This is a genomic window from Ferruginibacter albus, assembly GCF_020042285.1.
GTDB classification, from domain to species: domain Bacteria; phylum Bacteroidota; class Bacteroidia; order Chitinophagales; family Chitinophagaceae; genus Ferruginibacter; species Ferruginibacter albus.
This window is the reverse complement of sequence record NZ_CP083388.1, coordinates 1,274,652-1,286,727: the sequence shown is the minus strand read 5'-3', so window position 1 is coordinate 1,286,727 and position 12,076 is coordinate 1,274,652. Positions and strand designations below refer to the sequence as shown.

At 37.3% G+C, this 12,076-nt stretch carries 7 protein-coding genes and 1 tRNA gene; 5 read left to right on the top strand and 3 right to left on the bottom strand.

The annotated features are described in order from the left end of the window. Positions 1-5: 5 nt before the first annotated feature. The gene (locus K9M53_RS05685; protein ID WP_224018658.1) at positions 6-1,673 is read left to right on the top strand and encodes a S8 family serine peptidase; all 1,668 of its coding nucleotides are present in this window, start codon (positions 6-8) and stop codon (positions 1,671-1,673) included. A gap of 17 nt (positions 1,674-1,690) precedes the next feature. Then, positions 1,691-2,206 carry a DinB family protein gene (locus K9M53_RS05680; RefSeq protein WP_224018657.1) on the top strand — a complete coding sequence of 172 codons (516 nt, stop codon included), beginning with the start codon at positions 1,691-1,693 and terminating at the stop codon, positions 2,204-2,206. A gap of 32 nt (positions 2,207-2,238) precedes the next feature. Here the strand turns inward: K9M53_RS05680 and K9M53_RS05675 are convergent, their stop codons facing one another. From K9M53_RS05675 to K9M53_RS05665, 3 genes are all read right to left on the bottom strand, one after another. Next, positions 2,239-3,132, bottom strand: a complete 894-nt coding sequence (locus tag K9M53_RS05675) for a hypothetical protein (RefSeq protein ID WP_224018656.1) — start codon at positions 3,130-3,132, stop codon at positions 2,239-2,241. A gap of 139 nt (positions 3,133-3,271) precedes the next feature. After that, positions 3,272-5,434: a carboxy terminal-processing peptidase gene (locus K9M53_RS05670; RefSeq protein WP_224018655.1), complete on the bottom strand. Its 2,163-nt coding sequence runs from the start codon at positions 5,432-5,434 to the stop codon at positions 3,272-3,274. A gap of 305 nt (positions 5,435-5,739) precedes the next feature. Continuing rightward, a tRNA-His gene (locus tag K9M53_RS05665) sits at positions 5,740-5,813 on the bottom strand. A 36-nt stretch (positions 5,814-5,849) separates the two neighbouring features. On the opposite strand from K9M53_RS05665, the gene K9M53_RS05660 reads away from it, so the two are divergent. From K9M53_RS05660 to K9M53_RS05650, 3 genes are all read left to right on the top strand, one after another. Then, a complete protein-coding gene (locus tag K9M53_RS05660; RefSeq protein WP_224018654.1) occupies positions 5,850-6,512 on the top strand; it encodes a DUF445 domain-containing protein in 663 nt (220 codons plus the stop codon). Positions 6,513-6,679: 167 nt separating this feature from the next. After that, on the top strand, positions 6,680-9,301 hold the full coding sequence (locus tag K9M53_RS05655; protein ID WP_224018653.1) for an outer membrane beta-barrel family protein: 2,622 nt from the start codon (positions 6,680-6,682) through the stop codon (positions 9,299-9,301). Positions 9,302-9,392: 91 nt separating this feature from the next. Further along, positions 9,393-12,017, top strand: coding sequence for a YfhO family protein (locus tag K9M53_RS05650; protein WP_224018652.1), 2,625 nt, complete (start codon positions 9,393-9,395; stop codon positions 12,015-12,017). Positions 12,018-12,076 lie beyond the last annotated feature (59 nt).

The window sequence follows — 12,076 nt, the reverse complement described above, 5'->3', positions numbered from 1 at the left end:
TTAAAATGATTAAAAACATTCTTTTTATAACATCGATGGCAGTAAGCAGTACGCTGTTTGCCCAGGATACTATCCCTAATAACTGGCACCAGTTAGATAAGGCTACTACAGGTTTTTATGGTATTAGTTTAGATAAAGCCTATTCGTTCATCAAAGCAAAAAAGTTAAAAAGCAAGACTGTTGTGGTAGGCGTAATTGACAGTGGTGTTGACTCTACGCACGAAGATCTGAAAGCAATCTTCTGGACAAACCCAAAAGAAATTCCGGGCAATGGAATTGACGATGACAAAAATGGGTATGTAGATGACATACATGGATGGAACTTCCTGGGTGGTAAAGACGGAAAGAATGTGAACAAAGACAGCTATGAAGCTGCCCGTGTGTATTATTCTTTAAAAGAAAAATTCGGTTCTAATACTCCCGATTCCTCTTCTGTACCTCAAAATGAATGGGCAGAGCTGGCTACTTATAAAAAAGCACAAAAGAAAGTAGTTGGTGATGTAAATTTTGCTGAAGTGGTTTACATTCAAAAATTATTACCGCTCTTAAAAACAGGAGATTCCGTAATAAGAAAAGACCTTGGCAAAGAAGAATACAGCTGTAATGATCTTACCGCTTATACCAGCGATAATAAAGATGCTAAAAAAGTAAAAGATTTGATGCAAACGCTTTGCAACGCTAATGGCAGTAACGATATTACCAATAAGCAGATCATTGATGAAATGAACGATGAGATTACAAAAGCAGATGCAGCGGATAATCCTCCTAAAGAATATAGAAAAGAAGTAGTGCAAGATGATGAAACAAATATTAATGACAGAAATTACGGAAACAATGATCTTACAGCCGGTACTCCTTTTCATGGAACGCATTGCTCAGGCATCATTGGCGCTATAAGAGGAAATGGGATTGGTGTGGATGGAATTGCAGACAATGTTCGGATTATGATGGTGCGTGCGGTACCCGATGGCGATGAGCACGATAAAGATATTGCCAACGCTATCCGTTATTGTGTTGACAATGGTGCTCAGGTAATAAGCATGAGTTTTGGTAAAGATTTTTCACCACAAAAAAAATGGGTGGATGATGCGGTTAGATATGCAGAAAGCAAAGGAGTACTGTTAGTACATGCAGCGGGTAATGATGCAAAAAATATTGATACAGCTGATAATTTCCCCAGCGGATTTTATTTGGATGGCAATCGTCCTACCAACTGGATCACTGTTGGAGCCAGCGGAGATCCTAAATTAAAAGGTATTACTGCCAGCTTTAGCAACTATGGTAAAAAAGAAGTGGATGTATTTTCGCCAGGTGTGAAAATCTATTCTACTATACCTACAAAAAACAATTACGGCAAAGCATCAGGAACAAGTATGGCAGCGCCGGTGGTAGCGGGTATTGCTGCATTGGTGTTGGAATACTACCCTACGCTTACTGCACAACAATTAAAATATGTAATTGAAAAAAGTGCTGTAAAGCCTGCTGAAAAAGTTGATATTCCGGGTACAGATAGTTTAGTAAATTTGAGCGATATTAGTAAAACAGGCGGCATCGTAAATGCCTATGAAGCTATTAAATTAGCAGCTACTTTAAAAGGTGAAAGAAACAGTGCAACTGCACCGGTTACTACTAAGCCTAAAGCAGTTAAACCTGTTACTAAAAAAACCAAATAATAACTGTAAAATTTTTTATGAGTAAACCTTCCCCGTCAGCATACCCCGGAATGTTCCAGGAGTATGTTGCGTTAGTGCCCGAAGAGGATCTGGCAGATGCATTCAACAAACAAACGCCTATTATCAGAAGCTTTCTTTCTTCTATATCAGAAGAAAAATCGCACCTGATCTATGCACCGGGAAAATGGAGCATTAAAGAAGTATTACAGCATATCATAGATGCTGAACGTATTTTCTCTTACAGGGCTTTGTGTTTTGCAAGAAAAGAAAAGATCGCATTGCCCGGTTTTGAAGAAAATGATTATGCTGCCAACTCCAATGCTGATGCCCGTAGCTGGCAAAGTTTAGGGAATGAATTTTTGATCGTTCGTCAATCTACACATTTATTATTCAATAGCTTTACACCTGAGATGCTGCAAAATGAAGGAAAAGCATGGAATTATACCATTACTCCTGAAGCAGTAGGCTTTCAACTGCTTGGGCACTTCTATCACCATAAAAAAATAGTGGAAGAAAGATATTTAGAAAAATAAAAGAAAGCCCCGAATAATTCGGGGCTTTCTTTTTAGTTATGTTCTATTAACACCTCTCTAACGCCATATCCTGAATAAAAAGGATTGACGGCAACTGTATCGCAATCGATTATATGTTGATTGGTAAAATTCCTTTCTATTGAATCGCAATTGTCGCGGTTGCAATCAATAGCTACAGTAGTATCTTTTTGATTATTTAAAGGATATACATGTTTGCAGCCTGCATAAAAAGTAGTTATCTGGTATTCCCAGGCAAGTATATCTTTATACACCAACCCTACTCCTTCTGCATATACTTCATAACCTTTTTGATATTCACTCACCCACTTATAATAAAAAGGACTGTTTAGCGTAGAGTCATATTGAACTACTGTAACTGTATTAGGATAGGTAGTTCCATTAAATGTTTTAGAAGCGCCTATATCCGCATACCTGAATTGCCAATTACGAAACTCGCCATCATTGTTTTGAAAGTAAGGAGAATTGCCGATGGCACTGTTACCCGGCCAGGTATTAAAATCCGTTACCGGACTAAATAGTTTTATGTAAAGCAAATTATCCTCCCTGTATTCAAGTCTTGTATCTGTTGGCGTTATTAATATGGTATTGATACTGCGCCAGTCGCTGATACTATCTTTTAAATATCTAAAAATACGTAAGGACGGACGATCGGTATTATCGTAAATAATATCTGCTACAGAATCTTTCAATAAATAATGATGCACTTCAAAGCCGGTGCCGAATGCTGTAGTGACTGTAGAATCCAGCTCATAAATAAAATACTTGCCGGGCTGAAGCGGCGCATAGGTTTTGTAGGAAGCAAATGTTTGAGTTGGCTCTTTATTACAGGCAAATAAGATAGAAAGCAGGAGCAGGCTAACTAAAACAACTCTACTCGAAAAATTAATTCCGGATACAATATTCATTACAGTTAATTTTCGTAGAGTTATACTGCTATTGTAGGAGTTGAGTTAAACCGAAGATAGAAAAATTATTTTACACAAAATGATTTAATTAAAAAAGCCATCTTAAAAAGATGGCTTTAAATATCTGCGATCAATTAAATTATTGTTGTTCTACTTTAGTTGCGGCCAAATTGCTTTGTGCAATCATATTGTCTATCACTTTCACCGATTCATCAATATACATATCGCCTTTGATGCGGGTTAAGAATTGCTTATTCTTTTCTGACTTCTCTTTATCTGCAGAAAAATTAGTGGTGTCAGCAACAATATTCTTTACATCCAGGTCTTTGGCAGGCTTGCTCAAGCTGTCCAATTGCTTATAAACATCTTTTACCTTTTTCGTTTCATCTTTAAACTGGGCAAGATTCAATGAATACTCTTTATCATTCTCTGTATTCAACCATTGAATATCCTGTTTAAATTGATTCAACGAATTGCTGCTGCTTATTTGACCATTGGCTGCTTTTACAACAGCATCATAGCTGTAATTGCTCGTCCATGGGGTATAATCTGCTTTTTCAATTCCATCCCAGCTTAATGCAGAAGGATTATCTTTTTCACGGCTCTTCAAATATTCAAAACGATCAGGAATAACAATATCAGGTGTAACACCTTTTAATTGTGTAGCGCCTCCGCTGATGCGATAAAATTTTTGTAAGGTTAATTTAACCGTTCCCAGGTCTTCTTCTTTTTCTGTCGAACTGAACATACCTCCTTCCGATTCAGGATTCAATGGGATATTGCGTTGCACTGTTCCTTTACCATAAGTAGAGCTGCTGCCGATAATAATACCGCGTTTATAATCCTGAATAGCAGCAGCAAATATTTCAGAAGCCGATGCGCTGTTCTCATCTACCATCACCATCAACGGTCCATTATATAAAACACTTTTATCAAGGTCTTTATATGGATAAGGTTTTTCATCACGACTTTTTACCTGGCATACCGGTCCATCAGGAATAAACAGACCTACCATCTTTACCACTTCCGGCAAAGAGCCGCCGCCATTGCCTCTTAGATCCATAATAATACCTTCAACATTTTCAGCTTTCAACTTTTCAATTTCTTTTGCTACATCCTGCGAACATCTTGCACCATTAGGTCTTTCAAAATCCACATAAAATTCAGGTAAATAAATATAACCCACTTTGTGCTCGCCATTAATGATAGCGCTTTTTGCAAAAGTGTCATCCAGTTTTATTTGGTCGCGAAGCAATGAAATAACTTTAATAGTTCCATCCACTTTACGTACAGTCAATCGTACTTCTGTTCCTTTTTGTGCACCGCGGATCAATTTAACAGCATCGCTTACCGCATAGCCGCTAACATCTACCGGTTCGCCTTTCCCTTCCGCTATTTTCAATATTTCATCGTTTACCTGCAGTTCTCCTCCTTTCCATGCCGGTCCGCCTGTTACCAGGCTGGCGATCTTGATTTTACTATCGTCTTCTTTTAATTGAGCACCAATACCAAAAAAGCTTCCGCTGATAGATTCGTTAAACGAACGGGCATCTACCGGGGGAAAATAATCTGTATGAGGATCCATTTCACTTGTAATGGAATTTACAAATGTGCTGAACAATTCATCAGAGGTATTGTGTGTTTTTAATGTAGTGAAGAAGCGTCCTATTTGTTTACGTACCTGGTCACGGGATTCTCTTTCCAAGGTAGAATCAGCCTTAAAAACAAAGTCTTTTTTTCCTTTATTTTTTTCACGATCATCCAACGCATCTGCATACCTGGTAAGCACCAAATATTTCAACCGCTTACGCCAGGCCTCTTTTCTATCTGCGTCAGTAGCCGGGTATTGCATTTTATCACTATCCAGCTGTATCTTTTCATCTTTAGAAAAATCAAAAGGTTTTGCTAATAACGGTGTGTAAAATTCAGACGCCTGGTTCAAACGCCTGGTGTATGCATCGGCAATGTGATAAAAGGATTCCAGGGAAGCAGTTCCATGTATCTCGTCGTCTATTCTCGTTTCATATACTTTAAACGAATCAATATCCGATTGAAGAAAAATGGTCTTGTCTTCATCCAGTTCCTTTTCAAAACGATTCAACACCTCTTTGGAAAATGCGTCATTAATTGTTTTAGGACTGTAATGTCCTTGTTCCAGCAACAACCCAATGTTGCGCAGGATCTTTTCATTTTTAGATTTTGGATTATCTCCTCCTCCACTTTGCTTTCCATTAGTTTGAAAAGCTACAAAAAAACTGGCAACCGTAAGTGCCAGCATAATCGGCAAGAATTTTTTGCTCATAATAATATCCCTTATTTTGAACGAATTAAACATTATGTAAAATTAACGGAAAAAACAGTGCTAATATTGGCTTAACAAGGCGTTTACACTAATCTTTTCTTAAAATTGGATGAACGGCAATTGCAAGTTGATAGTTTGAAATGCTACGTCATAATTATGTAATTTATTTTTGATGACACATTTGTTTTTCATAGCAGCATCGTTGTGAACTTATTCTGTTATTCAATTTTTTACTGAACTAATTGAGATAATCTTTTCATTCATTTAAAACAAAAAACTCCGCATTAATGCAGAGTTTAAGTTCGGGTAACTGAAGGGGCTCGAACCCTCGACCCTCAGAATCACAATCTGATGCTCTAACCAACTGAGCTACAGCTACCGTTTATGGGAGTGCAAAAATAAAGCAAAACACCTTTTGTACAAAATACATTTTGGAACTGATTTGTTATTCTGTTTCTTTGCGCCTCAAATGCCAACAGGAACACTCATAGCAACGCTTCTATTATCTGCATTCAATGGATGGATCACTACGTGGATCGCTATAAAAATGTTATTTCATCCACGTAAGCCGGTAAAAATCTTTGGATTAACCATTCAGGGAATATTTCCTAAAAATCAACGATTGCTGGCTCAAAAGTTAGGTCAGGTAGTGGGCAAAGAACTATTGTCATTTTCAGATATAGAAAAAAAAGTTACCGATCCTGAAAACCTGGAAAAACTAAAACCCGAGATCGAAGCACATATCGATAATTTTCTTCGCAATAAAATAAAAGATGTTTTCCCGATGCTGTCCATGTTCATCGGCGAAAAAACGATCAATCAGTTAAAAGATGCTTTCTTAAACGAGTTACAGGCATTGTTTCCTGTATTAATGAAAAGCTATATGAACAAAATGCAGAACGATCTTGACTTGGAAAAGATCGTTGTTGAAAAGGTCGCCGGCTTTTCTTCCGAAAAACTAGAAGATATTCTTCATCAAATAACCCGTAAGCAGTTTAAATTTTTGGAGGTCATCGGCGCTATCTTTGGTTTTTTGATCGGTATGGTACAAATAATTGTCGCTCTGCTTTTAAAATAACATTTCGTTAAACATCCTTTGCAATTTTCGCAACTAACTTGCCGCCCAAATTAAAGGGGGCTTATATTTTTTCGCCTGTTTTTAATTTACAATGAGTCTAACCAGGTCAACACGATAAAACACACAGTGTTCATCTACACCGGTTCCGGCAAATGATTTTATATATTATGAAGAACAAAACATTCCTCCTATCTTTTTCTTTGCTATTACTTGGATTTACTTCAATTGCCCAGGCGCCTAAAGGCATTCAAGGTATGAACCTGGGGCATTTTTATGGCAAAGTAGTGGATGCCACTACAGAAAAACCAATTGATGCAGCTTCTGTACAATTAATTCAGACCAAGTTGGATTCAGCAACAAAAAAAAGAAAAGATGTTGTTGTTGCAGGTATGCTGACCAATAAAAAAGGTGAATTCAGTTTAGAGAACCTTCCCATATTGGCAACATTTAAATTAGTGATCACCGCTATTGGCTATAAGAATATAGAAGAAAAAGTAGCATTTGATGTAAACTTCAATTCAGCAAAAGCCGGCGACTATACCAGCATGATCAATGGAGTAGATAAAGACCTGGGCAATTTTAAATTACAGGCAGATGTTCAGCAATTGCAGGATGTAACCGTAACTGCCAATAAGCCTTTAATGACGATGAGCATTGACAGAAAGATCTACAATGTAGAGAAGGATATTACAGCAACCGGCGGAACTGCACAGGATGTAATGAAAAATGTACCCGGTGTTAATGTAGATATTGATGGTAATGTAACGATGCGCAACGCCTCTCCGCAAATCTTTGTTGATGGAAGACCTACTACCCTTACACTTGATCAAATTCCTGCAGACGAGATATCTACAGTAGAATTGATCACTAATCCATCCGCAAAGTATGACGCATCCGGTGGGGGTGCAGGTATTTTAAACATTGTACTTAAGAAAAATAAGAAAGCCGGTTATAATGGAAATATCAGGGCAAGCATTGACAGCAGGGCAAGACCAAATGTTGGCGGCAACATTAATATCAAAGGAGGAAAAGTAAATTTCTTTTTAAGCGGCGCCCTTGGTTTCAGAAAATCAGTTACCGATGCAAAAAGTAGTCGTACTGATTATTCAGATACTGCCGGCGTTTCACATTTCAATCAAAATGATCATCCTGTTAATGACGGGAATTTTGCTTTTTTAAGAACAGGACTGGATTATTTTATTGACAATAGAAATACAATTACAATTGGCGGAAATGTTGCCAGAGGAAAATTTACGACAACAGACGTGATAAACATTGCAAGAGATACTGACTTTATTAATCGTCCCATATTTTCTGATATAGGAATACGCAACAGCGATCTAACCAGTGAATTTAGAAACTATGGCGGAACATTAAGCTTTAAACACAATTTTGCAAAAGCGAATAAAGACATCACTGCCGATCTTAGCTATAATTATAGTAAGAGCAATAATAACAACCTGTTCAATACGCTCTATTCTTTACCTGACAATACACCCGAAGGCTTAACATTGTACCAGCAAACATCAGGAGGCGGGCATACCGGTTATTTTACTGCTCAAACCGATTATGAAAACCCTATTACAGATAAAATAAAGATTGAAGCAGGGGCAAGAGTGGCTTTCAGAAATTTTAACAGCTTTACCAATAATCTTTTCAAAGATCCATCAGACGACATTTATAAATTAGCGCCACTTTTAAGCAATAATTATAAGTTTAATGACCAGGTACTTGCTGCCTATGTTACCTTTTCTCAACAGATCAAAAACTTTACTTATCAATTGGGATTAAGAGCCGAAAGTTCCAAGTATGATGGAACCTTGAATGACACTGCTTCTTTCAGTAATAAATTTCCACTCGATCTTTTTCCCAGCGCTTATTTAACGTATAAATTAAATGACAAGCAAAGCCTGCAATTAAATTATTCAAGAAAAATAAACCGCCCTAATTTCTTTCAACTGATCCCTTTTGTTGATTATACAGATACGTTGAATCTTTCAAAAGGCAATCCTAATCTTGTTCCTGAATATACTAATTCGCTGGAGCTGTCTTATCAAGATCAGATCAATAATGGCAATATGTTTTTGGCCACTGCTTATTTCCGAAACACCAATAATTTGATCAGCCGTTACCAATATAAAGACAAAGACCCTAATCCGCTTAGATCAGACAGTGTTATTTTAACATCGTATGCGAATGCGCAAAGCAGCTACACGTACGGATTAGAGCTAACGTCTAAAAATAAATTAACCGATTTTTGGAATATTACTACCAATGTGAATTTCTTTAACGGTACTATTAATGCAGATAATCTACAAGGAGGTTCTAACAACAGCCAGTTCAGCTGGTTTGGGAAATTGAGCAATGAATTTAAGCTTCCTAAAAACTTTTCCATTCAGCTAACGGCAACGTATAACTCCAAAACTTTAATTCCACCTTCTTCCGGTGGCAGCCGCGGCGGACCTTTCTTTGGCGGGCAAACACAGCCTACTGCCAATGGTTATATAGCAGCCAACTCTGAAGTTGAGTTTGCTATCAAAAAAGATTTCCTGAAGAATAATGCAGCTTCATTAACCTTGCAGATGAGCGACATCTTCCGTACAAAGATCTATGAAAGCATTTCCCAGTCTTCCTACTTTACACAAGACAACTGGCGTTTAAGAGACCCACAGGTCCTACGACTTACTTTCAACTGGCGCTTTGGAAAATTAGATGCTTCTTTATTTAAAAGAAAGAACCTGAAAAGCGAACAGGAAAATATTCAAAATGGTATGCAGGGAGTGAATTAGCGGTATTGGCGAATTTCGAAATTTTGAAATTGGGAAATTTATAAATAACAGCAGATTTTCAGTTAATTTGCCGATTCTTAAAAACCGCTTCATGAAGAATATTAGTTTTAAAACATTGCTGCCACATTTAGTAGCGATCGCCGTTTTCTTATTAGTTGCTGTTATTTTTTGCAAGCCTGCATTGGAATCTGGTGTAGTGATGCAACAAAGCGATTACGCGGCTTCAGATGCAATGAAGCATCAATCTGTTACTTACAAAGAACAACACGGCGCTTACCCCTTATGGTCTGCCAGCATGTTTTGCGGGATGCCGGCTTATCAAATAATTTACGATGGACCATGGTCGCCAATAGGAATTATTAATGGCTTGTTTCAATTGTACCTGCCTAAACCGCTTAATTTCTTTTTCCTGAGTTGTATTTGCTTTTACTTTTTGTGTTTGTGTTTACGAATACGACCTTATGCCGCCATATTAGGAGCATTGGCTTACACATATAGCACCTACACCCCCATTATAGCAGTGGCGGGGCACGATACCAAAGTATTGGCAATGGCTTATGCACCTGCTTTAATCGGAGCTATTATTTTGATCTTCGATAAAAAATATATTGCCGGCTTTATACTTACAGCACTTTTTGCTACGCTTCATTTACAGCAGAATCACCAGCAAATAAGTTTTTACACGTTCCTCATCATTGCGATCATGTCTCTTTTTTATTTAGTGAGATGGATCAAAGCAAAAGAGTTTGCGCATCTTTCCAAAGCGATCGGTATTGCAGCAGCAGGCGCAATTATTGGCATAATGGCGAATGCCGTTATATTATTTCCTGTGATGGATTATGCAAAATATACCAAACGGGGCGGCCAATTGATAATGGATAATAAAACAAATGTTGATGCAGACAAGATTGTAGATAATAAAACCGTTGGGCTTACAAAAGATTATGCGTTTAGCTGGAGCTATGGCAAAGAAGAAACATTTAGCATTATGTTCCCGGGTGTGATGGGATACGGAACACATATTGCACAAAGAGATGGAGATTACAGCATTTTTCCTCAATTGAATGAAAACTCACATGTAGCTCAATATTTAACAGATAAATTAAGTGTTCCTGAAGATCAGGCAACGAACTTAGCAAACAATCTTTCTACAAAATTATATTGGGGTGACCAACCTTTTACCGTTGGACCTTTTTACTTTGGCGCTATCATCTGCTTTCTTTTTATCCTTGGCTTATTTATAGTAGACGCCAAACATAAATGGTGGATATTGGCCGCCAGTATATTTGCTGTATTGTTAGCCCTTGGCAATCATTTTGAAAGCTTTAATTATTTTATTTTTGATCATCTTCCTTTTTACAATAAGTTCCGTACACCTTCTATGACGCTGGTAATACCACAGCTGTTATTTCCATTATTAGCGGTGCTTGCTATAGATAAATTGATGGATAATAGTTCCGGGCAATGGAAAAATTTACAAAAAGCGCTTATTGCTACAGCGGCTGTATTTGTATGTGCCGCAGGAATTTATTTTACTACTGATTACAGTAAAGAAAATAAAGCAAGAACAAAAGCAGTTACTGAAGCATTTGCTACACCCGCTGATGCTAATGCGAAGTTGCAGGCTATCAACAACAACCCTTTATACAAACCCGAAACAGATAATTCTATTTATGAAGATTTTCTTTATCAATCTAAGGGGGATGCAAAAATTGCCAGGGAATTACTCTCTTCTTTACGCAAAGACAGGCAAAGTTATTTTGGCGCAGATATTTTGAGAGCTTTAATATTTGTTGCGCTGGCTTTTGCATTAATAGCATTATTCACCAAAGGAAAAATCACTGCTACCATTCTTTTAATTGCAATGCCTGTATTGGTTTTAGCAGACCTGTTGCCTTTTGATATGCATTATTTGAATGATAAAGATTTTGATAACAAAGACGCTTACGAAGCAAAACAATATCCTAAGACTGCTGCTGATGAAATGATCTTAAAGGACCAGGATCCCAATTACAGGGTATTGAATCTTACCGACGGCGACCCTTTCCAGGATGCAAAAACTTCTTACTATCATAAATCGATCGGTGGTTATCACCCTGCTAAGCTGGGTATTTATGATGACCTGATAACTTATCAATTAAGCGGGCAACCGAATCCTGCCGTGCTTAATATGCTGAACACAAAATATATCATTCAGCAAAATCAGCAGTCAACAATTGCTTTACCCAATTCAGGTGCATTGGGTAACTGTTGGTTTGTAAAGGGAGTAAAATATGTTGAAACACCAACAGATGAAATGAAATCGTTGAATAGTTTTAACCCTGCTGATACTGCGGTTATTAATACAGAATTTAAAAACATAGTTGGTACTGTTGTTGCTTCGGATAGCACAGCTTCCATTAAACAGATCACTTTTGATAATGAAGCTATAAAATATGAAAGCAATAGCAACAGTAATAACCTGGCTGTTTTTAGTGAAATATTTTATAAGGACTGGAAAGCATATATCGATGGCAAGGAAACGCCGATAGCAAAAGCAAACTATGTATTGCGTGCGTTACCTATACCTGCGGGAAAACACACCATTGAATTTAAGTTTGAGCCTAAGATATTTAAACTAAGCTATGGAATATCAGAGATAACCGGTTGGGTAATGTTTCTTTTATTAATATGGTTTGGTTATTATACATTAAAAAAAGAAAAACAGGCTGCTTAAAATATCAATCTGTCTTTAACTGATAATTCATCTACTTTGTATAGCGCCTTTGGGCGCTA

Excerpts from the sequence above, each read along its gene's own strand:
- K9M53_RS05685 (WP_224018658.1), top strand. The coding sequence starts at position 6 with ATGATTAAAAACATTCTTTTTATAACATCGATGGCAGTAAGCAGTACG.
- K9M53_RS05680 (WP_224018657.1), top strand. The coding sequence starts at position 1,691 with ATGAGTAAACCTTCCCCGTCAGCATACCCCGGAATGTTCCAGGAGTAT.
- K9M53_RS05675 (WP_224018656.1), bottom strand. The coding sequence starts at position 3,132 with ATGAATATTGTATCCGGAATTAATTTTTCGAGTAGAGTTGTTTTAGTT.
- K9M53_RS05670 (WP_224018655.1), bottom strand. The coding sequence starts at position 5,434 with ATGAGCAAAAAATTCTTGCCGATTATGCTGGCACTTACGGTTGCCAGT.
- K9M53_RS05655 (WP_224018653.1), top strand. The coding sequence starts at position 6,680 with ATGAAGAACAAAACATTCCTCCTATCTTTTTCTTTGCTATTACTTGGA.
- K9M53_RS05650 (WP_224018652.1), top strand. The coding sequence starts at position 9,393 with ATGAAGAATATTAGTTTTAAAACATTGCTGCCACATTTAGTAGCGATC.